Origin of the sequence: Pseudomonas cichorii (genome assembly GCF_015471405.1) — a bacterium.
In the GTDB taxonomy this organism is placed as follows: domain Bacteria; phylum Pseudomonadota; class Gammaproteobacteria; order Pseudomonadales; family Pseudomonadaceae; genus Aquipseudomonas; species Aquipseudomonas serbiensis.
In genome coordinates this window covers 137,670-163,630 of the sequence record NZ_BLVZ01000015.1, presented here as the reverse complement: position 1 = coordinate 163,630, position 25,961 = coordinate 137,670, and the positions used below count along the sequence as shown (strand labels likewise).

Annotated in this window: 24 protein-coding genes; 5 read left to right on the top strand and 19 right to left on the bottom strand. The window is 58.1% G+C overall.

The genetic code is table 11. The features are described from left to right. The 6 genes from JL015_RS22400 to JL015_RS22375 all read right to left on the bottom strand — a co-directional run. Nucleotides 1-3,926 (bottom strand): DUF6531 domain-containing protein (locus JL015_RS22400; protein ID WP_201019986.1); only part of this gene is annotated, 3,926 nt, incomplete at its 3' end. Then, nucleotides 3,923-4,666: a DUF4123 domain-containing protein gene (locus JL015_RS22395; protein ID WP_201019985.1), complete on the bottom strand. Its 744-nt coding sequence runs from the start codon at nucleotides 4,664-4,666 to the stop codon at nucleotides 3,923-3,925. The genes JL015_RS22400 and JL015_RS22395, both read right to left, overlap by 4 nt. Next, nucleotides 4,656-6,698 carry a type VI secretion system Vgr family protein gene (tssI, locus tag JL015_RS22390; protein ID WP_201019984.1) on the bottom strand — a complete coding sequence of 681 codons (2,043 nt, stop codon included), beginning with the start codon at nucleotides 6,696-6,698 and terminating at the stop codon, nucleotides 4,656-4,658. The genes JL015_RS22395 and tssI overlap by 11 nt, the downstream gene beginning before the upstream one ends. Nucleotides 6,699-6,777: 79 nt before the next feature. Beyond that, the gene (locus JL015_RS22385) at nucleotides 6,778-7,293 is read right to left on the bottom strand and encodes an Hcp family type VI secretion system effector (RefSeq protein ID WP_201007432.1); all 516 of its coding nucleotides are present in this window, start codon (nucleotides 7,291-7,293) and stop codon (nucleotides 6,778-6,780) included. A 510-nt stretch (nucleotides 7,294-7,803) separates the two neighbouring features. Beyond that, nucleotides 7,804-8,409, bottom strand: coding sequence for a TetR/AcrR family transcriptional regulator (locus JL015_RS22380; RefSeq protein WP_201019983.1), 606 nt, complete (start codon nucleotides 8,407-8,409; stop codon nucleotides 7,804-7,806). Nucleotides 8,410-8,538: 129 nt separating this feature from the next. Then, nucleotides 8,539-9,555, bottom strand: a complete 1,017-nt coding sequence (locus JL015_RS22375; RefSeq protein WP_201019982.1) for a 1-aminocyclopropane-1-carboxylate deaminase — start codon at nucleotides 9,553-9,555, stop codon at nucleotides 8,539-8,541. Nucleotides 9,556-9,708: 153 nt separating this feature from the next. Between JL015_RS22375 and JL015_RS22370 the strand changes: the two genes are divergently transcribed. Continuing rightward, nucleotides 9,709-10,215 (top strand): Lrp/AsnC family transcriptional regulator, encoded by a 507-nt coding sequence (locus JL015_RS22370; protein ID WP_201007386.1) that lies wholly within the window; start codon nucleotides 9,709-9,711, stop codon nucleotides 10,213-10,215. Nucleotides 10,216-10,221: 6 nt separating this feature from the next. Here JL015_RS22370 and JL015_RS22365 read toward each other — a convergent pair whose 3' ends face one another. Continuing rightward, nucleotides 10,222-10,701: a transketolase gene (locus tag JL015_RS22365; RefSeq protein ID WP_201019981.1), complete on the bottom strand. Its 480-nt coding sequence runs from the start codon at nucleotides 10,699-10,701 to the stop codon at nucleotides 10,222-10,224. Between the two features lie 224 nt (nucleotides 10,702-10,925). Between JL015_RS22365 and JL015_RS22360 the strand changes: the two genes are divergently transcribed. Beyond that, a complete protein-coding gene (locus JL015_RS22360) occupies nucleotides 10,926-11,726 on the top strand; it encodes an AraC family transcriptional regulator (protein ID WP_201019980.1) in 801 nt (266 codons plus the stop codon). Here JL015_RS22360 and JL015_RS22355 read toward each other — a convergent pair. Both JL015_RS22355 and JL015_RS22350 read right to left on the bottom strand, forming a co-directional pair. After that, the gene (locus JL015_RS22355; protein WP_201019979.1) at nucleotides 11,679-12,329 is read right to left on the bottom strand and encodes a LysE family translocator; all 651 of its coding nucleotides are present in this window, start codon (nucleotides 12,327-12,329) and stop codon (nucleotides 11,679-11,681) included. The two genes, JL015_RS22360 and JL015_RS22355, sit on opposite strands and share 48 nt — an antisense overlap. Further along, nucleotides 12,330-13,619: a hypothetical protein gene (locus JL015_RS22350; protein WP_201019978.1), complete on the bottom strand. Its 1,290-nt coding sequence runs from the start codon at nucleotides 13,617-13,619 to the stop codon at nucleotides 12,330-12,332. A 213-nt stretch (nucleotides 13,620-13,832) separates the two neighbouring features. Between JL015_RS22350 and JL015_RS22345 the strand changes: the two genes are divergently transcribed. Then, nucleotides 13,833-14,741, top strand: a complete 909-nt coding sequence (locus JL015_RS22345; protein ID WP_201019977.1) for a DUF808 domain-containing protein — start codon at nucleotides 13,833-13,835, stop codon at nucleotides 14,739-14,741. Here the strand turns inward: JL015_RS22345 and JL015_RS22340 are convergent. From JL015_RS22340 to puuE, 8 genes are all read right to left on the bottom strand, one after another. After that, a complete protein-coding gene (locus JL015_RS22340) occupies nucleotides 14,671-15,507 on the bottom strand; it encodes a phosphatase PAP2 family protein (protein ID WP_374063460.1) in 837 nt (278 codons plus the stop codon). The two genes, JL015_RS22345 and JL015_RS22340, sit on opposite strands and share 71 nt — an antisense overlap. Nucleotides 15,508-15,558: 51 nt before the next feature. Next, nucleotides 15,559-16,248: a histidine phosphatase family protein gene (locus JL015_RS22335; protein WP_201019975.1), complete on the bottom strand. Its 690-nt coding sequence runs from the start codon at nucleotides 16,246-16,248 to the stop codon at nucleotides 15,559-15,561. Nucleotides 16,249-16,403: 155 nt separating this feature from the next. Then, nucleotides 16,404-17,189 (bottom strand): outer membrane protein OmpK, encoded by a 786-nt coding sequence (locus tag JL015_RS22330; RefSeq protein WP_201019974.1) that lies wholly within the window; start codon nucleotides 17,187-17,189, stop codon nucleotides 16,404-16,406. Between the two features lie 507 nt (nucleotides 17,190-17,696). Next, nucleotides 17,697-18,992 carry a urate hydroxylase PuuD gene (locus JL015_RS22325; protein WP_201019973.1) on the bottom strand — a complete coding sequence of 432 codons (1,296 nt, stop codon included), beginning with the start codon at nucleotides 18,990-18,992 and terminating at the stop codon, nucleotides 17,697-17,699. A gap of 32 nt (nucleotides 18,993-19,024) precedes the next feature. After that, the gene (locus JL015_RS22320; protein ID WP_025259262.1) at nucleotides 19,025-19,528 is read right to left on the bottom strand and encodes an ureidoglycolate lyase; all 504 of its coding nucleotides are present in this window, start codon (nucleotides 19,526-19,528) and stop codon (nucleotides 19,025-19,027) included. Nucleotides 19,529-19,617: 89 nt separating this feature from the next. Then, a complete protein-coding gene (gene alc, locus JL015_RS22315) occupies nucleotides 19,618-20,613 on the bottom strand; it encodes an allantoicase (RefSeq protein WP_201019972.1) in 996 nt (331 codons plus the stop codon). Nucleotides 20,614-20,665: 52 nt separating this feature from the next. Continuing rightward, the gene (gene uraD / locus JL015_RS22310; protein ID WP_201019971.1) at nucleotides 20,666-21,181 is read right to left on the bottom strand and encodes a 2-oxo-4-hydroxy-4-carboxy-5-ureidoimidazoline decarboxylase; all 516 of its coding nucleotides are present in this window, start codon (nucleotides 21,179-21,181) and stop codon (nucleotides 20,666-20,668) included. Next, nucleotides 21,178-22,101 (bottom strand): allantoinase PuuE, encoded by a 924-nt coding sequence (puuE, locus tag JL015_RS22305; protein ID WP_201019970.1) that lies wholly within the window; start codon nucleotides 22,099-22,101, stop codon nucleotides 21,178-21,180. Before puuE ends, uraD begins: the two co-directional genes overlap by 4 nt. A 367-nt stretch (nucleotides 22,102-22,468) precedes the next feature. Here puuE and uraH point away from each other — a divergent pair, with 367 nt between their 5' ends. Beyond that, nucleotides 22,469-22,822, top strand: a complete 354-nt coding sequence (gene uraH, locus JL015_RS22300; protein ID WP_201006107.1) for a hydroxyisourate hydrolase — start codon at nucleotides 22,469-22,471, stop codon at nucleotides 22,820-22,822. A gap of 87 nt (nucleotides 22,823-22,909) precedes the next feature. Continuing rightward, the gene (locus JL015_RS22295) at nucleotides 22,910-23,662 is read left to right on the top strand and encodes a GntR family transcriptional regulator (protein WP_201019969.1); all 753 of its coding nucleotides are present in this window, start codon (nucleotides 22,910-22,912) and stop codon (nucleotides 23,660-23,662) included. 130 nt (nucleotides 23,663-23,792) lie between these two features. On the opposite strand, the gene guaD is transcribed toward JL015_RS22295, so the two are convergent. Both guaD and xdhC read right to left on the bottom strand, forming a co-directional pair. Then, a complete protein-coding gene (gene guaD, locus JL015_RS22290) occupies nucleotides 23,793-25,112 on the bottom strand; it encodes a guanine deaminase (RefSeq protein ID WP_201019968.1) in 1,320 nt (439 codons plus the stop codon). Nucleotides 25,113-25,119: 7 nt separating this feature from the next. Continuing rightward, the gene (xdhC, locus tag JL015_RS22285; RefSeq protein WP_201019967.1) at nucleotides 25,120-25,959 is read right to left on the bottom strand and encodes a xanthine dehydrogenase accessory protein XdhC; all 840 of its coding nucleotides are present in this window, start codon (nucleotides 25,957-25,959) and stop codon (nucleotides 25,120-25,122) included. Nucleotides 25,960-25,961 lie beyond the last annotated feature (2 nt).

Here is a 25,961-nt window from a genome sequence, read left to right as displayed (position 1 = left end):
TGGCCGTCGACGGTCTTGGCGATGCGGCGGCCAAAGGCGTCGTATTTGTAGCTGGCGACACTGCCGCCCGGCAGGCTGACGCCGATCAGGCGATGTTGGGCGTCGTAGCGGTATTCGGTGACGAGTTTCTGGCCGGCGCCACGACGTTCGCGGATCTGGTTGCCGTAGGCGTCGTAGTCGTAATGGCGGTCGCCCTGCATTAGCAGGCGGTTGCCTTTGACGTTGGCCAGGTTGGCAGTGGGCAAGTCGCCTTGGCCCAGCAGGTTACCGGCTGGGTCGTGGGCGAAGCTTTCCGGCGTGGCACCACGGACGTTGATCAGGCGGTCCAGCGGGTCGTAATGATAGCTGCGGTTGCCTTTACGGCTGTCATCGATCCCCGCCAGGTTGCCGTTGGCATCGTAGTCGTAGCGACGATGGAACAGATTACGATCCTGCTGGCTGACGCTGTGTGCCTGCAATCGACCTTGTTCGTCGTACTGATACTGGCTGAGCAACAGACCTTGCTGACGCTGTCGTTCCCGACCGCCACTGAACTGGTGAGCGGTCAGGCGCGAACCGTTGAGGTCGATGCTGCTCAACTGACCGCCGCGCTGATGGTGGTAATCCAGCGTGCTGCCGTCGGGCAGGCGGCAGTGTTTGAGCTGGCCGACGCTGTCGTACTCGTAGCGCAGGGTGCCCCAGCCCTGGTGCTCGGTGATGAGGCGGTCTTGCAGGTCGTATTCGTAAGCCAGCGGCCAGTTGCCGTCGTCGACGTTGACCAGACGGCCAAGGGCGTCGTAGCTGTAGTGAATCTCTTCGCCGTCGGGCAGGGTCTTGACCAGCAGGCGGCCTGCGGCATCGCGCTGGTACTCGGTCACTAACTCGCTTTCGTCATCGCCGAATTCGGTTTTCTTCAGCAACTGGCCGTTGAGGTCGTACTCGTACGCGGTGCGACGACCGTCGAAGCCGGTTTCCTGCTGGATCAGGCCGTTGGCGTAGTAATCGAGGTGGTAATGCTCGCCACGTTCGTTCTCGATCTCGGTGAGCAGCAGGCGCGAGTTGTCGTAGCGGTAGCGCAACTGGCTGCCGTCCGGGTTGATGCGGCGGCTGACCAGATGCAGGTTGTCGGCGTATTCGTAACGGGTGATGCGACCCAGCTCATCGCGCTCGGCGGTGACGCGGCCATACGGGTTGTAAGTGAAGGCGCGGGTGGCACCGCCTGGCAAGGTGACCTGGCTCAGGCGATTGACCGCATCCCACTGGTAATGGGTGATGGCACCGGTTTCGTCCTGACGGGTGATCTGCCGACCGAGTGCGTCGTAACGGTATTTGCGCTGGCCACCGTCAGGCAGACGCTCTTCCAGCAGTTGGCCCAGACCGTTCCAGCCCAGTTGATGACGGCTGCCATCGGGATGACGGATTTCCAGCAGACGGCCCTGACGGTCGTAACTGTAATGGGTTTCGTTGCCGTGCGGATCGATCTGCCGGGTAATGTCGCCTTGTTCGTTGCGGTCATACTGCCAGCGGGCTTTGCCGCGCAGGACCTCGACCAGTTGCCCGTCGAAGTAGTTGTAACGGATCGTTGCGTCTTCCGGCGGGATCACGGCGATCAGGCGCCCGGCGTCGTTGTACTGATACTCGGTAATGGCCCCCAGCGGATCTTTTACAGCAATCAGGCGGCCTTTATCGTCATAGGCTTTCTGGGTTTCTGCGCCATCGGGAGTGGTTTCGCTGATCAGACGTGCATTTTCGTCATGCACATAGACCTGCTCGCTACCGTCAGCGTTATGGACGGTGACCGTGCCCTTGTCGTCCCACTCATAACGCGCTTCGAGTTGTGAGTAGTTGGCCCAGTGGCGCACGCACCGTGAGAATTTGCCTTCACGTTCCCATTCCCAGAAGAAGCTCGCACCACCGGCCATTTGCCGCTTCAGAATGACGTGCTGGTCGTTGTAGCGGTAATACTCGGTTTCACCGACCGCATTGGTTGCAGACACGAGTTGGTGAAGGGCGTTGTAGTCGTAGGTAACAAGGGTCTGGATGGTCAGCCACGGGTCCTGGCGCTCCCCACGCTCGTTATATTCCGGGCGTTGTTGCTGGTGATCCACGGCAACGATATGGCGGTCGTCGTAGCGCAGGAGCAGGGCGCGGCCAGCTCCGTTGTCGATGCGCTGAATGCGGTCAACCAGGTCGTAAGTGATGTGAACCTGGTTTTCATACGGGTCGCTGATGGTGGTCAAGCGACCGGCCCGGAAATGATAGAAGCGTGCTTTTGGCCCGGCCTGGGTGAGGATCAGTTCGCCAGGAGCATCGCCCAGGTAAATGGCGGCCTGGGCAAGGCTGTTGGTGATGGCCGGACGTTGCTCGGTCGGCATAGGGAAGCGGGTCTGACGGTTTTCGTTGTCCGTCCAGAGCACGCCTTCGTCGTCCAGTTGCAGACGATGGGACAGGGAATGGCTCCAGCCGTAGCCAAGACGGCTATCGATTTCGACCGCGCTGCTGCGGTACAGGCGTGTCCATTCCAGAGGCAACAAACCACCGAGTTCGCCATCGGTCAGGGTCAGCAGTTCTTCGCCGGTCACCATCGATACCGGTTCGCCGTTGGTGCAGGTCTTGTCTGCGCACTGGGCGGGCTGCTTGGCAGGAGTTTGCGATTGCTTGGCTGCGTCGTCGGTCTTTTCCGCCTGTTCGAGGCGCGTTGCGTTTTCCGTCTTGGCCCGTGCGCTAATCTGCGCATCCGTTTCAACGGTACCGCCTGTAACGGGCGGCTTGCGCTTGGGAGCCGTCGCGGTTTCGGCAGGTTTCGGAGGGGCTATTTCAACGCTGGTCTTGCGCGCCGGGTTCATTGGCGAGTTGCCATTGAGCAGCAGAGGCTTGGCGGTTTCTGCGTGACCGGTCGCGTTCTTCTTGCTGATATTCATCAGCATGGAGGTGAAGTCTTCGATCAGCTTGATGACCTTGCCGCCGTTTTTGGCGGCATTGAGGCCCTTGGCGCTAACCCGCACGGCCAGGCCGATGCCGCCCGTCAGGACGATACCGATCAGGATGTTCAGCAGGACTTCGGTGGTCAGCTCTGCGAGAACTTCCGTGCAGGTCTGTGGCGGCAGCATCTTGACCCAGGCCACGATGGCCGCGACGTAAATCCACATCAGTGGCTCATCACTGGCGATCAACAGAGCCGTCTGGATGGCTTCCTTGGAGGCGTTATAGATCTTCTTGATCTGTTCCTCGGTGAAGAACTTTTTCAGCTTTTCGTAGTTTTCACGAGGGTGAGCAACCAGGTCGTAGAGGTTCTTGATATCCCCCCACAAGCCCATGATCGCCTTGAGAAAGCCTTTCCAGGCAGACTCCAGTTGTTGCATCGCTTTGCCGGCCATGGAAGCGTTGGTGTGCGCTTGCCACAGAGGCAGAAAGTCCGTGCTCCATTCGGTTTGCAGCCAGCCGCTCAGATCACCGATGACGCCCTGATAGGAGTTGAACAGGCTGTCGATCTGCGCACGGGTAGGGTTCGGGAAAAAGGTGATCTTGTATTGCTGATTGGGCTTGAGGCCTGGAACCTCCAGAATCCCGCTTGGGCCGATTTTCAGATCAATTGCCTGGCCGACCTCGTTTTTGCCGATGAGGAGACCATCTTCCACGGGCACCAGACGCACCGGCGTGTTGCCAATCGGCACAAAGCGCGCCGACTCGAAGCTGTGTACAAGCTTGAGCTTGCCGTTGGCCGGACAGTTGGCGTAAAGGGTGTTTTGCTGTTTGCTGTCCTTGTCCGCAGTGCCGACCTCGTCGCCCACTTTGAACTGTTGTTCGGCATCCAGCACGCCGCCGTACCAGGCTTCGGCATGCTCGCGATAATCCGCCAGGCACTTCTTGAAGTCGTTGATGATGGCCTGAGCATCAGGCTGTTTTGCCGTGAGGGCTCCGGTGATTCCGCCCATCAAAATGCTCATGCCGCCACCTCATTTTCCAGATAGGCCTTCAACAGCCCGGTAAAGTTTTCTTCCGTGAGCGGTGTACGCTTTACGAAACGCGCCACTTTTTTTTGCAGGTTGGATTCAGGGAACGAGAAGTACAGGTCGGCATGTTCATCCCGCAGCCACTGCATCATGTTGCCGATCACCGTGGATGGATTTTCAGCCATCAAACTCTCCAGCAAGTCCTTGGGCACCTCCCACCACGGCCAGTCCTTCGCTTTCGGCACTGTTCTTTGTCCGACTTCCAGAGTGCGGCCATTGATCAGATAGCGCTCGAACATCGGCATCAGTTCACCCGCCGATTCACCCAGCCCCTCAAGAATCGGATAGATATGCCGCCCGTCCCAGAACCGGAAAAACACTTCGGTCCCGTCAGGCATCTTCACTTGCGTCAGGCTGCGCAGATGCTCGAACACGGTATTGGGTTCCGAGCGCGATACCGCGAGCCAGCCCCAGTCGAGTGCATCGGTTTCGGCGATCCATTGCAGAAAACCCGCAGTGGGTTTCAGCACGGCAAGATAGGGCATCACAGGCTGCCAGTCGGCGTAAGGCGTGCCGCCCCAGATCGGGATCAGTTGCGGCGCCTGGCCTTGCTGGTAAAAGGCCTTGAGAGGTTCGGCGTCGCTGGCTGCGCTGATGATCAGGTACAGGTGCTCGCCTTGTTGCAACGGCTGTTGCTCCAGCCAGGCCTGAGGGTTCAAAAGATCAGATCGCACAGGCACCGTCCTTGCACTTCTCGCACTCTTCACAGAAAGGCGCGTTGCGTTTAAGCGTATTGATTTGTGCCGGTGTCAGAACCGCACCGGCTCTGGCGGCATCGGCCTGTTTCAACAATCCGGGCAGCAACGCCGCTATGCCTGTCCCGACGCCTGGGCTGCCGCCTGTATTGACGTTGACCGCAGGGCCGCTCATTGTCACGCCGCCCGCATCGATCTTGACGAAGCTGCCACCGGCCTTGAGGGTCAGTTCTGCGCCGGCTTCGAGCACGATTTTCAAACCGCTGCTCAGGTGGATTTCCTGACCCGCTTCGATGAACTGGCCAGTGCCTATCTTGACGTGTTGGGTTACGCCAACGCTCAGGTGGTCATCTGCGCGGGCTTCGACTTTGCGGTCGGCATAGACCGTACGATGCTCTTCAGCCTTGAACTCGCTGTAGCTGTTCTGCTCGACGGTGTCATGGCGTTCGTTGCCGACACGGATCTTCTGGTCGTTCTCGATGTTCTCGTCCCAGTCGCGCTGGGCGTGGAGGTAGATCTGTTCCTGGCCTTTCTTGTCTTCGATGCGCAGTTCGTTGTAGCCGCCACCGCCCGGTGAGCTGAGGGTCTTGAAGGTGCTGCGGGTCTTGTTCGCAGGCAACTCGTAGGGGACGACGTTTTCCTTGTGGAACAGGCAACCTGTGATCAGCGGTTGGTCGGGGTCGCCTTCCAGGAAGGTGACGAGCACTTCCATGCCGATGCGCGGGATGGCGATGCCGCCGTACTGGGCGCCGGCCCAGGCGGAGGAGACGCGCAGCCAGCAACTGGTCTTGTCGTCGGCCTGGCCTTCACGGTCCCAATGGAACTGGACTTTGACGCGGCCGTATTGGTCGCAGTGGATCTCTTCACCCTTTGGCCCGGTGACCACGGCGCTCTGGCTGCCGAGGATGCGCGGCTTGGGGTGGCGAAGCGGCGGGCGGTTCGGCACGTCCCAGGGCGTGGCCTGGAAACGGTTGCGATAGCCCTGATGGAAGTCGTCCTTGAGCGTTGTCGTGTCACTGCTGACCGACTCTTCCAGCACTTGCGGCTGTTTGCCTTCGTGGAAGATTTCCGTCAGCAGCCACAGGTCGTTCCATTTGGCCTTGGGGTGTTGGGTCAGGGCAAGGAAGTGGCCGCTGACCAGCAGCGGCTGATCGCTTTTGCCTTCGGCGAGCTGGTAGTCGCTGCGATGCCTTTCAAGAGAGCGCCTGGCCAGGTGCTTGCCACGCTCGCGGTCCACGAAACGGCCCGGATAGTCGTAGTCTTCAAGGTCGGGCAGGGCGTCGCTGCGGTTTTCGCTTTCCAGCGTCAGGCGTGGTTTTTCAAAGTCGTAGTCGCGGCGGGTGGTGCGGCTGGTGCGAGTCTCCAGGCGCATGTCGAAGCGCTTGATCACCGGGTCGTTGGCGACCATGCCGGAGTCTTGCTGATAGGCCACTGGCGCGAGTTTCGGGAACACCGTCTGGTCATCGCCGAACACCAGTTTGTGGGCCGTGTTGCTGTGCTGGAAGTGGTAGTGAATCCCTTCTTCCTCGCACAGGCGCTGGATGAAGTGCAGGTCCGATTCATCGTATTGAACGCAGTAGATGCGCTCGGGATAAACCGACCCGACTGTGAATGCGTAGGCGTTGCTCTGGATGCCATGCTCTTCAAGGACCTGGGCGATGATTTTCGGCACGCTGAGGTTCTGGAAGATACGTTGGTTGATGCGGTGCGCCAGGTAGGACAACTGCGGGCGCAGGGTCACCGAGTAGCGGGTCAGGCGTTTGCCGGAGTCACCCTGAGCGGCGCGATAGATCTGGCCGTGAATGCCACTGCCGTCAGGCGAAAGTTGCAGGAAGGCCGGTTTGTGCAGGAGCGTTTCGAGGTCCAGGGACGGCTGCTCACTGACCAGTTCGACGTCGAACACGAACGGTTGGCTGATGGCTTCCCGCCCGGTGAGGGACAGGACCTGAAGGTCGCTGTTGAGTCCTTCTACGGTCAGGCTGAAGTGAGTCTGATTAGCCGGCGCGAACATCCCTTGTTCCTCAATTCTGGAAGAGCGTAAACAACATCGACCAGCAGAAGCTGGTCGATGCTTGAAGCGTCAGCCGTTATCAGGCGACAGGCGAGCGCCAGTCATCGGAGCCCGAAGTGCCGGAGACTTCGTGGGTCCAGGTGATTTTGCGGTAGGTCATTTCGATGTCTTCCAGGTGCGTGAAATGAGCGTTCGCAGGGTCCTGGCAGTTGTGCATGTAGTCCTTGGAGCTGACGAGGATGGCGTCTTCCAGAACGGTGGTGTAGTAGTGCTCTTGAGTGCCTTGAGCGGAAGTGCGGAACCATTTGATTTCGACTTTGCTCAGGCGCTCGCCGGAAGTCAGGGCCGCTTGCAGCAGAGGCGAGGACTTGTCGAACACTTTGGTGATTTTCACCGGTTTGTGAACGCGCTGGCCGGTAGGCTGGCCGGACTGAGGGTCACGCGGGATGATCACGTCGTGATGGAAAGCCTGGACCATTACTTCGTCTTCGTGGCCTTCCTGATAGGTGTTGCCCACGGAGTCGGCGGTGAATGCGCCGGCAGTGATCAGGCCTTGTTTTTCGCCAGTGATGGACATGTACGCGGGTGTAGCCATGGGTGCTCTCCTTGCTGAAACATTGAGTGTCCCGGGAGGCGAATTCGCCAGGTGGGTGGCGATTACAGATCAAGCTTCGTGCCAGATAATATATTTACTATATAAATCAGATAGATAGGTGTTTTGTTGTCGGGTTTTCATGATTTTCACATGGAAAACCCCTTAAAAGTGCGCAAGAAGTTGCGCAGTGGTGCGCAACTTCTTGCGCACTCGTCTGTGAGCTTTTAATTACAAGGGTTACAGAGGTCTATCCACAGGATATGCACAAAAAAGTGCGCAACTTCTTGCGCATAATGGCTATGTGGCATGCCTTCGCAGAAGACGGGATTTGACTGCTCTGAATGGCTGCCTGATGAGTTGATGCTCATCAGTCAAGGCACACACACTTGCAGGAGGCAGCTTGCTGGCGAAAATACCTGAAACCCGGCAGATATTCTGTGTCTGTACGCTGAAGTCACCAGCAAGCTGGCTCCCACAGAGTGATTCTGAGCGGCATTTCAGATCACGCGATCAATCCGGTTCGCAACCTTTGAGTACCAGCCTCAGGATGGTTTGCGTCGCCGCTTCGTAGTCGCTGTCTTCAAGCTTGTCCTTGCCGGTGACGGTAGATATCTGCCAGTCGAAGTCGGCATAGGTCTGGGTCGCGGCCCAGATGGTGAACATCAGGTGATGAGGGTCCAGGGGCGCAATCTGGCCACTGTCGATCCAGGCCTGGATGCACTCGATATTGTGTCTGGCCTGGCCGTTTAGCTGCTCGATCTGTTCGGGCGTCAGGTGCGGTGCGCCGTGCATTATTTCGCTGGCGAACACTTTCGAGGCGAAGGGCAGTTCGCGGGAAATCTGGATTTTCGAGCGGATGTAACTGCTGAGCACTTCCGTGGGAACGCCTTGGGGATTGAAGGGCGTCGAGGCACGCAGGATCGGCTCGATGATGCTTTCCAGCACCTCGCGATAGAGGTTTTCCTTGGACTTGAAGTAGTAATAGACGTTGGGCTTGGGCAGCCCGGCCTTGGCGGCGATGTCGCCGGTCTTGGTCGCGGCAAAACCCTTGTCGGCGAATTCTTCACTGGCGGCGCGCAGGATAAGTTCTTTGTTGCGCTCGCGAATACTGCTCATGACCAGATTCCTGCACGGCGGGTGCGCATGGTAGCACTGAGCTCGCGCAAGGCTCAATGATGAGCCTGGGACGGCGTAGGAGCGAATTCATTCGCGAATGAATTCGCTCCTACGATAAGTCATGTGCGATCAACCATCCTTGAACAGGAAGCTGTAGGCATTGAGTGCCGGTACGCCGCCCAGGTGTGCGTAAAGCACTTTCGAGCCCTCGGGGAATTCGCCGTTGCGGACCATGTCGATCATGCCGTGCATGGATTTGCCTTCGTAGACCGGGTCGGTCAGCACGCCTTCCAGACGGGCGCAGGTGCGGATCGCATCCAGGGTGCCTTCGTTTGGCAGGCCGTATTCCGGGTACGCATAACGAGTATCGAGGACCACGTCATCGGCGGTGATTTCACGGCCCAGATCCACCAGTTTTGCGGTGTTCTGAGCAATGCGCAGCACTTGCTCGCGGGTCTGATCCGGTTTTGCCGAGGCATCGATACCGATCACCCGCTGAGCACGGCCATCGGCAGCGAAACCGACCACCATCCCGGCGTGGGTACTGCCGGTGACCGAACAGACGACGATGTAATCGAACTTGAAGCCCAGTTCTTCTTCCTGTTGGCGCACTTCATCGGCAAACCGCACGAAGCCCAGGCCGCCATAAGGGTGTTCCGAGCAGCCTGCCGGAATCGGGAACGGCTTGCCGCCACTCTCGACCACATCGGCCATGGCTTTTTCCCAGCTCGGGCGGATACCGATATCGAAGCCTGCCGAATCCAGACGCACATCAGCTCCCATGATGCGGGACATCTCGATATTGCCCACACGGTCGTACACCGCATCGGAGTAGTTCACCCAGTTCTCCTGGACCAGCACGCACTTCATGCCCAGGTGAGCGGCGACGGCTGCTACCTGACGAGTCTGGTTCGACTGGATACCGCCGATGGACACCAGGGTGTCATAACCGCCTTCGATGGCTTCGGGGATGAGGTATTCAAGCTTGCGCGTCTTGTTCCCGCCAAATGCCAGACCGCTGTTGCAGTCTTCGCGCTTGGCATACAGCTCGACCTTGCCGCCCAGATGCTCGCTGAGACGCTTGAGCGGAGTGATAGGCGAAGGGCCGAATGTCAGGGGATAGCGCTTGAATTTGGTCAGGTTCATATCGAGTCTCCAATGAGAGGAATCATTAACGTGCTGCGATGGGACCTATCATAGAAAATCGATCAATAATCGTGGTTGCAAAGAATTGTCTATTTAGGAAATGAAAGTTAGTCTCTGGAAATTGAAAATTAATTTTATTTCTAGAAAGTCCATATGAAAGCAATAAATGAACGAGGCAAAAAGCCGGACGCCGATATCACGCCGCTGCTCGACAGGATCGACCGGGCCATCCTCAAGACGTTGCAGCGTGATGCGTCCATTTCCAACGTGGCGCTGGCCGAAAAGGTCAAACTGAGCCCGCCGGCCTGCCTGAGGCGTGTCGAGCGGCTCAAGGACGCGGGTGTCATAAAAGGCGTGGTGGCGCTGCTCAACGGCGAAGCGCTGGAAGCGGGGATGGTGGTACTGATCGGCGTGGTACTGGATCGCTCGACCCCGGACTCATTCGCCCAGTTCGAGGAGGCTGCGCAGAAGGTTTCCGGCTGCATGGAGTTTCATGTGGTGACCGGGGAGTTCGACTATTTCATGTTGCTGCGCACCAAAGACAGCCAGAGCTTCAACCGGCTGCACGCCGAGCAACTGCTTTATCTGCCGGGCGTCAGGCAGATCCGCTCCTTCATGGGCTTGCGTCAGGTGCTTTCAACCACCCAGATCCCCATGTAGGCACGGTCAGGAGGGCGACATGAAATGATCCTGCAGGTAGTTCTTCACCAGATGCCGGGTCGCCGCCAGTATTTCTTCTACCTGTGAGTCCATCGAGGCCTTGGACGGGGTCTGTTCTTCCAGCTTCTCCAGCTCGAAAAAGTGCAGCTTGTGCCCGCACACCGAACCCAGCCAGGACAGATGCGCCCGATGGCTGGCTTCCACATCCAGCAGATGGCAGGTCTTGGGGATTGAACTCAGCAAGCCATTGGCTTCGCAGCTCGAAGGTTTTTGCGCACTGAAGGCCCGGTTTTCAGCATCGAGCCATTCCTCTTCCAGTTGGGTCGATTGCTTGATGACCAGATAAGCCACCTGTTCCCAGTCACTGATTTCGGTATTGAGTGTGTCGATGATGTATTGAGGCAGGTTTGCATTGGAAACGATGATGACGCCCGTCTCTTGAGAGGTCGGTTTCAACCATTGCGCTCGTTGCGAATCAGTGTGCATGACAGCCCCTTGTTGTTGGTGCAGCGATCAATAATCGGGTTTCGTGATGCAACACTCACGCCACAAGTCGGGAAGGGGGAGTTGCTCGCTTGAACCCCTGATACAAAAACGATACTGTGCGTTTGTAGGACAATCTCACTCAAGCGCCTGTATTTACTCGGCCGGCGCGGGCTCGATCTGGAGATCGGGGCAGGGACTTTCAGAGCAGTTAACGGAATAACACTATGACGCCGATCATCGAAGCCCTTTCAAAACGCCCGTTTGCCGAGTGCTCTCTGGTTTCAGCATGCAACGCTGAGTTTCCTCGCCATACCCATGAAGAATATGTGATCAGCGCCAATCTTTCCGGTCGCGAACGTATCTGGTATGACGGCCGCTCTCAGGAAGTGCTGCCCGGTCAGGTCACCCTCTATAACCCGATGACGGTCCAGTCTTCCCGATTCTGCTCGGCAGGTGCCAGGTTCATCAGTGTTCACCTGGATGCCGCTCACGTGGCGTCGGTCTTTGGCGATACCCAGGGGCCGCTGTTTGACGAAGGCGCGTTCATCGACGGTGCCCTGTTCAAGGCCATCGCTGCGCTGCACGCGGCCAATGACTCTTCCCGCCGCGAAGAGGCACCTTATGAACTGTTGGCCGAACTCTCCAGGTTTCGGGATCAAGGCAGCGTTATCGTCGAACTTGATGTGGTTTCCCGAGTTGTGGAATTCATGCTCGACAACCTTTACGAAGACATCGACCTGCAAGATATCAGTGCCATGGCAGGGCTCTCGAAGTTTCATCTGGTGCGCAGTTTCAAGATGGTGAAGTCTCTGGCGCCTATGCAGTTCCTGAAGCAGCTCAGGCTGATCGAAGTGCGCAAGAGACTTCGCCGGGGCGATGCGGCGGCAAGGGTTGCCACTGAACTGTACTTTTATGACCAGGGCCACATGTGCAATTCGTTCCGCCGGGTGATGGGCATATCCCCTAATCGCTATGCATCAATGTTCAATAACGGGCTGCGCACTGACGAACTCCATATAGCCTGAAATGACGACGTACAGGGTGAAGTAGGCAAATATCAGCGCCGATGCGATGTAGGTCCATCTGAGCATCTTTTCACCCAGCAGCTGGCCACCGTGGTAGGCCAGGGTACACAGCACCAGTGCCCAGAAAATACCTGCGCTGAAAAAGCCCGAGAGGAAGAGAACCGAGCTGTTCAGGTCCACGCCCTGTTTGGCGATGATTGCGCCGCCTACCGCAGCAAACCACAGGATCGCGCTGGGCGAGGACATCGCCAGAAAGATGCCCTTGGAGAAAAGCGCGAAATTCGTGTTGCCCCACTGCATTTCCGATCCGCTGACCCCAGCCTTGACCCGCATGGCGCTGGCAACCATCTTGAAGCACAGGTAAGCCAGTACCGCCGAGCCACCCAGCCATAGCGCCCAGCGAACCGCCTCGTACTGAAGCAGCACCGCCATGCCCGCCAGAGCGAGAATGGCGTAGACCAGGTCGCCGATGCAGGTGCCTACGCCCAGCCAGACGCCCTGTCTGAACCCGCGCTGCATCGACAACGTGATCATGGCCATGTTGGCCAGACCGATCTCCAGGCACAGTGAAAGGCTCAATAGAAAGCCGTTGTAAAACTCCACTTATGTGTTCTCCAGCAAGGACTGTTCATAGAAAAGGGTGGTTTCACAGACGGGCAGCCCGAACAGCAGATCCGCGCCTTGGGCAAGGTGGGCGCCATAGTTTTTCAGGAAGCCGTCGAAAGCCTGGATATCATCGGACATGACTGCGGTGAGCAGCGTGCGGGTGATATGGGCCATGGCCTGCGGGAACGCTTCGGAGTCTATGGCGATGGTGCCCGGTTTGAGCACCGACAAGACGCCGGCTTCTTCCAGCATTTTCAGTTGGACGTAAGCGGCGCCAGCGTCCGGGAACTGCTCTGGCCCGCGCCGCAGGTAACGGAACAGCTCCAGCACATAGAGCCGCATCATCATGACCGGGTCCAGTTCAAGCCTTTCAGCAATCGCCGGGTCCATTGCCAACATGAAACCAAACACATCGGCCACGGTTTCCTGGGCAATCATCGAGCCCCAGCGGTCATGGCGACTCAGCTTTCGGTAATCGGTGTTCTTGAGCACGATCGAGTGGCCAAGGTCATGCCCGCGGAACCAGCCGATCAGGTAACGCTCGGCGTCCTGTTCTGCTGGCAGATCAGCATCCGTCCAGCCAAAGATACCCTTCTGCTCCAGCGCGATTTGCCGGTAGAGGTTCAGGTACGTGTTGGCGAACACCACCGTGCGCTTGAACGGCGCGTATTTGATGCCCTGATCTTCGGGCATGAAATAAGCGAAATGCTTGGGGAAGGTATCGGCCTCACCGGCAATCGCACACAGATCGATGATCTTGTAAGAACAGGCTGGCAGCCGCTGAAGTTCGACGTCAAAACGCTCGGAAAGCCTGGCCACGCTGCTCTCGAAGTGATGGTCGATCACATCCGAGACCGCCTGGAGCTTCTGGTTCGGCGTTCCGAAAAATGCCGAAAACCCTGTTTCCCGTGACTTGCCCAGCCATGTCGACAGCGGCCCGACGTAACCCACCAGTTCATTCTCATTCAGTGCTGCCAGCGCGGGGCCGGCATTTTCGAGAGCCATGCACCCCATCAGCCCTTCTGCAAGCAGGCCCATGGCTTGTCTTGAAGCTTCATCCGTCAGTTGGCCGGAGGCGGTCGCCAGATGATTGGCAATCGACAGCACGATGTTTTTCACCAGCACTGAGTCTTTGCTGCCAGCGCGTTCGAGCTCCCGGATGGCATTGGACATTCGAGTGATGTTTTTCAAGGAGTCGAGCAGTTCGGGTGGGAACGTGTCGGGCTTGGCAAGCTGGACGGATCGGATCAGGTGCTGTTTTCGCCTAGGCCAGAAAATGCTGTTCATGATGGCTCCCGGTGGATGAGGGGGCCAATCAAAGCAGTCGGGACGGAGCGGGTATTGGAAATAATTGCTGTTGTGTGACAGTCGTGAATGTGGGCAAAACGTTGTGAGTCGGCGCGGGTCAGATGATTCTGAAGCATAGGGTCATACGATTGACTGTAGCCTGTGATTCAATAAGCGCCGTTTTGTTTTTCTATTTGTTCAAGGATATTGATTGTGGCTGCTGGAAGCTTGCTGACCCTGCTCGATGACATTGCAACCCTGCTCGACGATGTGGCACTGGCCACCAAAAAGACGGCGGGTGTGCTGGGCGATGACCTGGCCCTCAATGCGCAACAAGTCACGGGCGTCTCGGCCGACCGGGAGTTGCCGGTAGTGTGGGCGGTGGCCAAGGGCTCATTGCTCAACAAGGCGATTCTGGTGCCTGCCGCATTGCTTATCAGCGCCTTTGCGCCATGGGCGATCCTGCCTTTGCTGATGATCGGCGGTGCCTACCTGTGTTTCGAGGGGGCTGAAAAGATTGTCCACAAATGGCTGCATTCCGATGCAGGTCAAGAACACGAAGAGCGTAAACAGGCTGCTGGCGATGCATCAGTGGACATGGTTGCGTTCGAGAAGGAACGGATCAAAGGCGCCATCCGCACGGACTTCATCCTTTCGGCAGAAATCATCGTCCTGGCACTGGGCGTGGTTTCAAGCCGGCCGTTCCTTGATCAGGTTGGCGTACTGGTGATAGTCGCGGTGCTGATTACAGTCGGCGTATATGGTTTGGTGGCCGGTATCGTGAAACTCGACGACCTGGGCCTGCACCTGAAAAAGAGCGCCAGCTCCGCTTCGCAAAGCATAGGCAATGGCTTGCTCTGGCTGGCTCCGGTCTTGATGAAAGCGCTGTCTATCCTTGGCACCGCCGCCATGTTCATGGTCGGCGGCGGCATTCTGGTGCATGGCTTGCCGTTCGCCCATCACTGGGTCGATGGCATCACCGAAAGCGCGACCAGTGCTGTCGGCGGCTTCTCCATCGTAGTCCCGACCCTGATGGATGCCATTGCCGGAATCATTGCCGGTGCGGCACTGGTGGTCGTGGTGACGCTGGCGGGTAAGGTGTGGAAGTCGGCAAGGGGTTGAGCCTGTCGTTGCCCGGCTCAAGTGATGCCTGAAGTGCTGGTCGTCCATAGAAGAACAGGGCGGTCAGCAGTATCGTTAGCCATACCAGAATCCCGGACCAGAAGGTGTGGGACATGAAGTGCCAGCCTTGCAGGACGCGGGTCGTGCCATACACCATGCCCAGCAGCATAACCCAGCCCAACAGCTTGCGAGCATGTCGCCAGCGGTAGCGGCGGGCGACGAAGTACAGCGCCAACAGGGTAAAACCGCTTGAGGCGTGACCACCGGGCCAGCAGCGTCCTTTTCCGGCTTCATGCAGCAGGTTGAAGTTCTCGAACCATTCTTTCTTTTCCTGAGTACCGCCATACAGGGTTGTTTCGACCGGGCAGTAAATACTGGTGTGGCTTTTGAAGTAATGAACCATGCCAGTGGTTATCGCGAAGGCAACGACAACGAAGATAAAGTCACGGCGGTGACGGGCAAGAAACTTGAGCGCCCTGGCGATACGAAGTCTTTCCAGAGTGGCAATCAGGCGCTGATGTTTGTCGGCCTTCAACCTGGGCCATACAAATGAAAGCACTGCTCCGATGATTGCCAGCTCACCTGTCCAGTCCGGAATGATCCGTGGCCAGCGATGTGTCAGGTTTTCAAACAACCGGTCGTGCTGGAACGGGAATACTTGGGTAACAGGGTCGTACAACAGATTGCTGAGGGTGATATCCAGTTCGGTCAGGTCGAAGACGACAAAGACCAGAGCCGCCAGCAATAAAGGTATGCCGACATTCATCAAGTAGAAGCGATTTTTTAGAGTATTCACGCGGCCGGGTTTCCTGATGGCTTATGGATGTTGCGGCATGACGGACTTCCAGTCCTGGGCATCGAGAAAGCCCAGAATCCTGGTGCTGTGATCTTTGGGGTTAACAGCCACGAACAGGGCGCTGCCATAGTCGGGCACGGTGCGTGCCGAAACTTTCAGCGACTTCTCCAGTTGGTTGAAACACTCGCTGTGAGTGACCAGCACCATGTTGCGTTGATCGACTTTGTGCTGCTGCATGTCTTCCAGCATCGTGTGGCGACAGTTGCCCAACCAGTCCTGAGGAATGCTTGCGCCTTTGAACGCAAAGCCTGCGGTCTGGGCCGTACGCAGCAGGGGGCTGTTGAAAATGTCCGTGTGGCTCAGATCAAGGGCTCTGAACGAATTGCCCAGTTCCTGTGCTACTAACTGACCTTTACGGGTAATGCCGTCGGGTGGTCCAAGACAGGGATTGGTCGAGTGATCGCAACGCTCTGCATGGCGCACCAGAATGACCAGATCACCTTCGGCCCAGTGGGCAAGCACGCCGGCCTTGCGCAGGTTGTGGCCCAGTGAGAGATCGAGTGGGCCAGAGGGCGTCAACAGCGAGGTGCCCAGCCATATAGCGGCCAGCATCAGCGGCAGTAGCCACAGCGCTTTTGGGTCATGGGTAAGGTTTCTGTAGCCAGCGTGACTGGCAATGGCCAACTGGTCGTAGAGCGATTGGGTATTCAAGGCTGGTCGCCGTCACAAGAGGAGGACTGGACCGCAGAGTAGGGCGCGACAGGTCAATGACCGGTCAACGAGATGTGAAAAAACAATTGAGAAAGAGGGTGTTCAGTACTGGCGAGGCGGCACCGCAGTGCAACCTCGCCCGATGCTGCCTGTGATCAGAAGAACACTTTGACCAGCAGGCTTGCAGTGTTCTGGTCGGTATCAAAGGATGAAGTGTCCTTGATGCCGTACTTGTTGCTCCAGTAGTCGTATTCGATACCGACGTAGAGTTGTTTCTCAGGGAAGTTCAACGCCTTGCCCAGGTCGTACTTGATCTGTGGGTTGATGTGCAGGTTGGCGTGGTAGGTGCCACGGGCGTTCTTGTCGTTATCCACGACCCAGTCGATGAAGCCGTCGATGACCACATCGGACTTGCCCGCTGGAATGGTGTAGGACCATACCGGCGTGATCTGCCATACGCCGTCACCCGGGCGATTGCCTTCGGTCTGGCGCTGGTAGAAGTTCAGCTGGAAGTAATCGAAGCCCGGAATGTTCAGGTCAAAGCCCGGACCGATCAGGTACGACTCGTTATCGCCTTCACCGAACTCGTAGGTTGCCGCCAGCAGCACGTCCGAGATAGGGCCCAGTTCAAACTTCTGGCCGAAGATCTTGCCCATCGACAGGCGTGGCGAGAACTCACCGTAGTAAGTGTTCGGGCCGCTGGTCGCGTCTTTCTTGCCGTTGTAGAAAATCTTGTCGACGAAGAAGAAGTTATCGCCGTATTTCCAGCCATCCGCATGTTCGAAGGTGAAGGTCTGTTGAATTTCCGGGTTGACCGTGAAGTCCCGACCGTTGAGGTAGGTCAGGCTGTTGCTCTGCCATTGCAACAGATCGCCGGCCGTGGCCGAGCCTGCGGCCAGCAGACTACCGGCCAGTAACAGGCTGGAAAAAGTACGGTTCATGCGGTTGCTCCCTTGAGGTTAGATAGCTGTTCTTGAGGTGGGCGTTCTGTTTGTGACGCCTTTGCTCTGGTTGTAATAAATTGTCTGTTCGGTCAGCTTCGTGAGTTAGCAAAAGCTGAGCCAACCCCGGAGAAAAAACAGGCCGATACCTGAAACACTCAGGAAGGGGCGTTTTTTGACGGTTTTTCCGAGGGACAGGACCTGACTGAGCGGACAATTTCAGTTCAGGTGTATGAAACGGCGGCTTTTGAAGCGGCGGCGGAGAATACTGGGTGGTGAGTGCCAGCTCAAGTGCTCCAGAGCGGAGCATGACAGGCGAAAGTGGGGCGTTTTTCCTCTTGAGGTCACAAATCACTTTGTGGGAGGCAGCTTGCTGGCGACTTCAGCATACGACGCAGAATATCTGCCAGTTTCAGGCTTTTTTCGCCAGCAAGCTGCCTCCCACAAGTGTTGTTTGTGCCTTAACTGATCGGCATTAACCTGTGCGGATTCATCCGCGAAGAGTGTTCAATGAACACTGGCCCCTTGATCGATCCATGCGCCCACAAGATCCCGTTCCTCCTGGGTCATCTGGGTGATGTTGCCCAAAGGCATGATCGGTGTGGTGATGGCCTGGGCCTTGATGCGCGGGGCCAGTTGCTGGATCTGTTCTGGCGTATCGAACATCACGCCCGCAGGCGCGGCGCTGAACAGGTTGCTGGTGGGGTTGGCCGAATGGCAAACGGTGCAACGTTGCTGGATGACCTCATGAACCCTGGCGAACTCTATCCCTGCAACCTTGGCGGTTTCAGCCGGTGCGGGCGCAGCAACCGGTTCGGGGCGTTTTTCGTCGGCTCTGTAACCGCCCACGGCTGTGCCGGGAAGTGGCTGATACTCGATTTTTGCCGCCGCATCATGAGCCTTCTGCGGTTGCGCGGGGCCGGTGACGTAGGCCAGACAAATCATGCCCAGCGCCGCGAACGGCAAGGTCCAGAAGAATCTGTGGCTGTCATGTCGGGTATTGAAGTAATGGCGTACCAGCACCGCCAGCAAGGCAATCACCGCCAGGATCAGCCAGTTGTACTGGCTGCCATAGGTGCTGGGAAAGTGGTTGCTGATCATGATGAACAGCACCGGCAGGGTGAAGTAGTTGTTGTGCCGTGAACGCAGCAGGCCTTTGGCGGGCAGAGCCGGGTCCGGCGTACGGTTCTCGGCGATGGCCGCTACCAGTGCGCGCTGGGCCGGCATGATGATGCGGAACACGTTGCCGACCATGATGGTGCCCATGATGGCGCCCACATGCAGATACGCTCCACGCCCGCTGAACACCTGGCTCAAGGCGAAGGCCGCCGCGACCAGCAGCACGAACAGGATCACACCCAGCAGCGCAGGGCGTTTGCCCAGTGCCGAGTCGCACAGAAAGCTGTACACGAACCAGCCGACAAACAAGGAGCCAAGGCCGATATGCACGCCAGCGGCAGGCGAAAGGCTGCTGCCCGGAGCCAGCAGATAAAGTGTCGGGTTGGCGTAGAACACCACACACAGCAGAGCGACCCCGGACAGCCAGGTCGAATAGGCTTCCCATTTGAACCAGTGCAGGTTCTCGGGCATGGTCGGCGGCGCGAGCTTGTACTTTTCCAGGTGGTAGATGCCACCACCGTGGATGGCCCACAAGTCACCCGACAAACCGTCACGCGGGTTTGAGCGATTGAGGTTGTTTTCCAGCCAGACAAAGTAGAAAGAGGCGCCGATCCACGCCACGCCCACAATCATGTGAATCCAGCGCACGCCCAGATTCAGCCATTCCATCAGATGTGCCAGCACGGTATTTCCTTTTGCCTAGGGGCCAGGCCTTCCTATTGGTTTGGATCGAGCACCATCAACTGGCTCTCTTCAAAAAAATGCTCATCGCAGTTATTGCCGGTTCCACTGCGATCAACCACCAGGAAGTCATCCCGCTTTTCGATCGTCAGCACCGGATGGTGCCAGACGCCGCGATGGTAATTTACACCCTGCCTGCCGTTGGACACGAAGGCGCGGGTCAGCTCTGGATCAGGTACATCGCCAAGTGGCGCGACCACGATCAGAAAAGGGTTGCCGAGCAGCGGTATGAAAGCCTGGCTGCCCAGCGGGTGACGCTCCAGCATGGCAATGGTCAACGGCATCTCCAGCGCTTCGGCGCGGAAGATGCTGATGATTGCCTTGTCGTCAGGCGAGGCGGTTTCGACCTCGGCCAGACGATGAAAGCGCTGGGTCGAGCCGTTGTTGATCATGAAGTGAGCGCTGCCATCGGTTTCGATCACATCACCGAACGGGGCAAAGGCTTCTTTGGTCAACGGCTCGATAATCAGTTTGCGCATTACAGTCTCTCTGGGCCTGTAGGAGCGACTTCAGTCGCGAATGGCCATCGCCGATTCACGAATGAATTCGCTCCTGCGGGAGGGTGTGTTTATTTGGTTATTTTGCCCAATACTCGCAAGCGACTCACGCCGCCATCCGGGAATACATTCAGACGGATATGGGTGATCGGGCCGATAGCCTTGATCTGCTCGGCGAAGTCATGTTCGGCGTGCATGCTCAGTTTCTGGCTGGGCAGCAGTTCGCGCCAGAACAGGCTTTGGGTTTCGATCTGGCTGTCGGTGCCGCCTTTGACGAAGGCGCCCTGGATCGAGCAGCTGTCCGGGTAGTTGCCTTTGAAGTGCAGTGTATCGACGATGACTCTTTCCACTTCGCCCGGATGCCCCAGCGCGACGATGACCCAGTCATTGCCCGGCGTGCGGCGGCGTGCGGTTTCCCAGCCGTCGCCCATGTTCACACCGCGACCTGGGTTCAGAATGTTGCTCATGCTGCCGTAGTGCTCGTCGGAGCAGGCAATCGCACGGCCGCCATTAAGGGCTGCGACCAGATCGATCTGCTCGCTGTCGCTGACTTCTGTCCAGTCACGGAAGGGGATGCCGTGTACGCGCAGGCGTGCCACGCCGCCATCGGGGTAGATATTGAAACGCAGGTGACTGAACGCTTGATCGTTGCTGATGGCGTGGTAGTGATGGCTATTGCCTTGCAGCTCTACCGACGGCAGCACTTCAACCCATTGAGTGTTTTCATCAGGGTCGCCCGATGCCAGGAAGCAGGCTTCCAGCGAGGCGGAAGGCGGGAAGTTGCCGGTAAAGAACGAGGTGTCGATATCCACGCCCTTGATGGTGCCCGCCACGCCCAGGCGGATCACCGCGCTGTCATAACCTTCAAAACGCTTGCGCCGCGATTCCCAGCCGTCCATCCATTTGCCGTTGTCATCGAACACGCCTTCTTTCCAGACCGCAGGGGTCGGCTGGAACAGGCGGTTGGCATCGGCGAACCAGTCATCGGTGACGGACAGGACTTTGGTCCCCAGGCGTGCGTCGGCCAGATTGACGAACTTCTCGAACGGTGCGGCGTAAACTTTCATTCTTTTTGTCTGCCTTTCTCGATGGGCTTGGAAGGAATGGGCTAGGTAGTGTCTACAGGGTCAGCAAGCGAAACAGGGCAATCTTGTTGATCTCGGCCAGCGCGCAGGCGAACTCGGCTTCTGCCGAGTGATGGATACGCTGCTCGAAGGCCGCCAGGATCTTGTGCCGGTCGCTTCCCTTGACCGCCATGATGAACGGGAAGCCGAACCTGGCCTTGTAGGCCTGATTCAACTCGGTAAAACGCTGGAACTCCTCGGCTGTGCATTGATGAATGCCGGCACCGGCCTGTTCGCTGGTGCTGGCTTCGGTCAGTTCACCCTGGATGGCGGCTTTGCCTGCCAGATCCGGGTGAGCGTTGATCAGCGCCAGTTGCCGCTCATGATCGGCGTTGAGCAGGATTTCGCTCATGCGCGCATGCAGGCTTTCGACCTGATCCAGCTCAGGGCTCACGCCCAGTTCATAGGTCTTTTCAGCGACCCATGGCGAGTGTTCGTAGATATCGGCAAAGGCTGCAATGAACGCTTCACGGCTCAGAGACGAGGGCTTCAGTGTCTGGAACTGGCTCATTGCGCGGCCTTGAAAGGATGTTGAGTGTGCCAGTGGCGAGCGATATCGACACGGCGGGTAAACCAGACCTGTTCGTGGCTCTTGGCGTACTCGATGAAGCGCTTGAGTGCAGCGAGGCGGGCAGGGCGACCGATCAGGCGGCAATGCAGGCCGATGGAAAGCATTTTCGGGGCCTCTGCACCTTCGGCGTAAAGCACGTCGAAAGCATCCTTGAGGTACTGGAAAAACTGCTCGCCATTGTTGAAGCCCTGCACCTGAGTGAAGCGCATGTCATTGGTGTCCAGCGTGTAGGGAATCACCAGATGCGGCTTTCCTGTCGGGTTGTTCGGCTCCCAGTAGGGCAGGTCGTCGTCGTAGGTGTCGCAATCGTAGAGAAAGCCGCCTTCCTCCATCACCAGGCGACGGGTATTGGGGCCGGTGCGGCCGGTGTACCAGCCCAGCGGGCGTTCGCCGGTGATTTCGGTCAGGATGCGAATGGCCTGGAGCATGTGCTCGCGCTCCTGGGCTTCATCCATATTCTGGTAGTCGATCCAGCGATAGCCGTGGCTGCAGATTTCATGACCGTCAGCGACCATGGCGCGGATCACATCCGGGTGACGCTGGGCAGCCATGGCCACGGCAAAGATGGTCAGCGGGATATCGAATTGCCTGAACAGCTTGAGAATGCGCCACACACCGGCACGGCTGCCGTATTCGTACAGCGACTCCATGCTCATGTTGCGCTGGCCTTGCAGCGGTTGCGCCGCGACCATCTCGGACAGGAAGGCTTCGGATTCCTTGTCGCCATGCAGAATGTTGCGCTCGCCACCTTCTTCGTAATTGAGGACGAAGGAGAGGGCGATACGCGCATTGCCGGGCCAATGAGGATGGGGAGGATTGCTGCCGTAACCGATCAGGTCGCGTGGATAGTCAGCGCTCACTGCAAGCTTCCTTTAGGTGCGTGAAATCTGGTGCGGTACAAGCCCTGTGGCAGAAAACCGCGCTGCGCCGATTGTATACAAAATAATATCAACTTTGTAACCCGTAAAATTTCGCACGCTAGCGCTTTGAGTCATGCAATAAACTTGCCTGAGTGGTCAGCTTAAAATGAAAAACCTTAATGCTTTCCTTTGCTTCAGTGTTTTCGGCACTAAACCTCTGCTCAGAAATTTCAGGACTCACGGACGCAGGTTTTATTGTGTACAAGTTTTTTTAAAAGTGTCTTAATCGATCTCTGTCTACGATTGGCAAGCACCCTGATGGTGCATCATGCCCGCAATTCAACCATTCAACGAGGTGCTGATATCAATGGGACGATTAACCACGCATGTGCTGGACGCCGCGCACGGTTGCCCCGGCAACGGCATCCACATCGAACTTTACCGGGTTGAAGGCGAGCGTCTTGAACGAGTCGCCACGGCGGTCACCAACAGTGATGGTCGTTGCGATGCTCCCCTGCTACAGGGCGAAGCTTACCGCACAGGTGTCTATCAGCTTCAGTTTCATGCGGGCGATTACTACCGCGGGCGTGGCGTGACGCTGCCTGAGCCGGCCTTTCTCGATGTGGTGGTGCTGCGCTTCGGGATTGATGCAGGTCAGGAGCATTATCACGTGCCGCTGCTGGTCTCGCCTTACAGCTACTCGACCTATCGTGGCAGTTGATTGCACAGCGCGAGGCGCGCCCTTGTGCTGGCGCACTGTGTACAATGCGTCCGTCCTACGCCGTAAACCACTTGCACACGAGTGCCCATGAACGAACAGTCCCTGCCCCTGAAGAAACAGCCACGCGCGGTCAAGTCAGCCCGTAACGCAACCCAGGACGATATCGTCTATGCGCATATCTTCGAGGCGATCCTTGAGCAGCGTCTGGCGCCGGGCACCAAGCTGAGCGAAGAGGCACTGGGCGAAATCTTTGGTGTGAGTCGCACCATCATTCGTCGCGCCCTGTCGCGCCTGGCTCATGAAGGTGTCGTGCTGTTGCGGCCCAACCGGGGGGCGGTGGTCGCCAGCCCCAGCGTCGAGGACGCGCGTCAGGTGTTCTTCGCCCGGCGCATGGTGGAAAAGGCCATTACCGAACTGGCGGTCGAACACGCGACCGCCGAGCAACTGGCCGAGTTGCGGCAGATGGTCAGCGACGAGCGCGACAGCTTTGCCAGAGGGGATCGTGGCGCCGGGATTCGCCTGTCTGGCGAGTTCCACCTGCAACTGGCAGTGGCCGCCCGTAACGCACCGCTGATCAGCTTTCAGCGCAGCCTGGTGTCGCAGACCTCATTGATCATCGCTCAATACGAAAACGGCAATCGCACCCATTGTTCCTACGATGAACACACCCAGTTGATCGACGCCATCGAAGCCCGCGATGCCGCATTGGCCGTGGAGCTGATGATGCATCACATGGACCACATCGACAGCAAGCTCAACCTCGACGACGACGGCGCATCCGATGATTTGCATGCGGTGTTTTCGCACCTGATGGGCAAGAAGAAACCGGGCAAGGGGTAATGCCTGGTAGTCAAGGCGTACAGGTCTCTGTGGGAGGGGCCTTGGCCGCGACGACTTGCTGACAGGCAACACATCTTCAGCGCACTTCACATTGCCTGTCGCGGCCAAGGCCCCTCCCACGAAGTGTGATTCAACCCTCTCGCTGGTGCACCAACTGCCCCGCTGACCACGTCTGTTGCACCGTGCGGTCATCGCCTAATGTCATCAGCACAAACAGGATCTCTGCAATGTCCTTGGCCTGTTTCAGCCGATAGGCCAGCAGCGGTGTAGCGTTGTAATCCAGCACCACAAAGTCAGCTTCGTTGCCGGGTTTCAGGCTGCCGATCCGGTCGTCCAGCCGCAGCGCCCGTGCGCCACCCAGTGTCGCCAGATACAGCGATTTGAACGGGCTGAGCCTCGCGCCCTGCATCTGCATGACCTTGTAGGCTTCGTTCAGGGTTTGCAGGATCGAGAAACTGGTGCCGCCGCCCACATCGGTCCCCAGCCCGACATTGATCCCGTGCTTTTCAGCCCTCGGCAGATTGAACAGGCCGCTGCCCAGAAACAGGTTGGAGGTCGGGCAGAACGCGATTGCCGATCCGGTCTCTGCCAGCCGCGCACACTGTTCGTCACACAGATGCACGCCATGGGCGAACACCGAGCGCTCGCCCAGCAGGTTGAAGTGGTCGTACACGTCCAGATAGTTTTTGCGCTCCGGGAACAGGGCCTTGACCCATTCGATTTCCTGCAGGTTTTCGCTGATATGCGTCTGCATGTACAGGCCGGGATACTCGCTCAGCAGCTTGCCTGCCAGGGTCAGTTGCTCCGGCGTGCTGGTGGGCGCAAAGCGCGGGGTGACGGCGTAGCTCAGGCGGCCCTGGCCATGCCAGCGCTCGATCAGCGCCTTGCTGTCCGCATAGCTGGACTCGGGGGTATCCACCAGATAGTCCGGTGCATTGCGGTCCATCATCACCTTGCCGGCGATCAGGCGCAGGTCCAGCTTTTGAGCGGCGCTGAACAGTGCGTCTACCGACTCCTTGTGAACGCTGCCGAACACCAGCGCCGTGGTGGTGCCGTTGCGCAGCAGCTCCTTGAGAAAGATATCGGCCACTTCAGCGGCATGCACCGGGTCGGCAAACTGGCTCTCGCAAGGGAAGGTGTACGTGTCGAGCCAGTCCAGCAACTGCTCGCCATACGAGCCGATCATGCCGGTCTGAGGCAAGTGAATGTGGGTGTCGATAAAGCCCGGAGTAATCAGCGCGTCCTGATACGCGATCAGCTCGACCTCGTTGCCCAGAGTATCCAGCAGATCGGCTGTATGGCCCACTGCTGTGATCCTGCCGTCTTCGACCAGCATCAGGCCGTCGGGAAAATATTCATAAGACGCCTCAACCCCCACTTGGGCGGGGTCGGCAATGCTGTGCACGATACTGGCGCGGTAGGCTTTCTTGTTGCTTGAAACGAGGGTCATGGGCATCTCATTGCGACTGGCTGCGCCGCGAGGCGGGCAGCAGTTTGGCGACAGGTTCGGCGCTGGCACTGTGTTGGCCAAAGCTGGCGTTGTAGGTAGCGATTATTTCGGCGGCGATGGAAATGGCGATCTCGACAGGCAGCTTGCCTTTGACCTGCGCCAGGCCCATGGGGCAGCGCATGCGTTGCAGCAAGGCGGCATCAAAGCCGCGTTCTTTCAGGCGATGCTCGAACTTGACGCGCTTGGTCCGGGAGCCGATCAGCCCGAAATAGCCAAAGTCGCCGCGCTTGAGGATTGCGGCTGTCAGTTCCAGATCCAGTTGATGGTTGTGAGTCATGACAATGCAGTAACTGCCTTTGGGCAGTTGCGCGACCTCATCGACAGGCTCGTCGCTGACGATTTTCAGCACGGCCTCGGGCAAGTGTTCCGGGAACTCCTGCTCGCGAGAATCGATCCAGCGCACCCGGCAGGGCAGGCTGGCCAACAGCGGCACCAGCGCCCGGCCGACATGGCCTGCACCGAACACCGCGATCTGCGCCTGTGGCTGCCCCATGGGCTCGAACAGCAGGACATTCACGCCGCCGCAGCACTGGCCGAGGCTGGCGCCGAGGTTGAAGCGCTCCAGGCGCGTCTGCTGGCTGCCGCTGGCCAGCATGTCACGGGCGATTTCCATGGCCTTGTATTCCAGATGGCCGCCGCCGATGGTGTCGTGGATCCCCTGCGCCGTGACCACCATCTTGGAGCCCGCATTGCGTGGCGTCGAGCCAAGCTCCTCGATGATAGTGACCAGAATGCTCGGCTCACCTTGGGCCTGTAGCCTGGCCAGGGCGCTGATCCAGTCGTTCATGT

Coding starts and splice junctions, on each gene's coding strand:
- tssI (WP_201019984.1), bottom strand. CDS start 6,698: ATGTTCGCGCCGGCTAATCAGACTCACTTCAGCCTGACCGTAGAAGGA.
- JL015_RS22385 (WP_201007432.1), bottom strand. CDS start 7,293: ATGGCTACACCCGCGTACATGTCCATCACTGGCGAAAAACAAGGCCTG.
- JL015_RS22380 (WP_201019983.1), bottom strand. CDS start 8,409: ATGAGCAGTATTCGCGAGCGCAACAAAGAACTTATCCTGCGCGCCGCC.
- JL015_RS22375 (WP_201019982.1), bottom strand. CDS start 9,555: ATGAACCTGACCAAATTCAAGCGCTATCCCCTGACATTCGGCCCTTCG.
- JL015_RS22370 (WP_201007386.1), top strand. CDS start 9,709: ATGAAAGCAATAAATGAACGAGGCAAAAAGCCGGACGCCGATATCACG.
- JL015_RS22365 (WP_201019981.1), bottom strand. CDS start 10,701: ATGCACACTGATTCGCAACGAGCGCAATGGTTGAAACCGACCTCTCAA.
- JL015_RS22360 (WP_201019980.1), top strand. CDS start 10,926: ATGACGCCGATCATCGAAGCCCTTTCAAAACGCCCGTTTGCCGAGTGC.
- JL015_RS22350 (WP_201019978.1), bottom strand. CDS start 13,619: ATGAACAGCATTTTCTGGCCTAGGCGAAAACAGCACCTGATCCGATCC.
- JL015_RS22340 (WP_374063460.1), bottom strand. CDS start 15,507: ATGAATGTCGGCATACCTTTATTGCTGGCGGCTCTGGTCTTTGTCGTC.
- JL015_RS22330 (WP_201019974.1), bottom strand. CDS start 17,189: ATGAACCGTACTTTTTCCAGCCTGTTACTGGCCGGTAGTCTGCTGGCC.
- JL015_RS22320 (WP_025259262.1), bottom strand. CDS start 19,528: ATGCGCAAACTGATTATCGAGCCGTTGACCAAAGAAGCCTTTGCCCCG.
- alc (WP_201019972.1), bottom strand. CDS start 20,613: ATGAAAGTTTACGCCGCACCGTTCGAGAAGTTCGTCAATCTGGCCGAC.
- uraD (WP_201019971.1), bottom strand. CDS start 21,181: ATGAGCCAGTTCCAGACACTGAAGCCCTCGTCTCTGAGCCGTGAAGCG.
- uraH (WP_201006107.1), top strand. CDS start 22,469: ATGGGACGATTAACCACGCATGTGCTGGACGCCGCGCACGGTTGCCCC.
- JL015_RS22295 (WP_201019969.1), top strand. CDS start 22,910: ATGAACGAACAGTCCCTGCCCCTGAAGAAACAGCCACGCGCGGTCAAG.
- guaD (WP_201019968.1), bottom strand. CDS start 25,112: ATGACCCTCGTTTCAAGCAACAAGAAAGCCTACCGCGCCAGTATCGTG.
- xdhC (WP_201019967.1), bottom strand. CDS start 25,959: ATGAACGACTGGATCAGCGCCCTGGCCAGGCTACAGGCCCAAGGTGAG.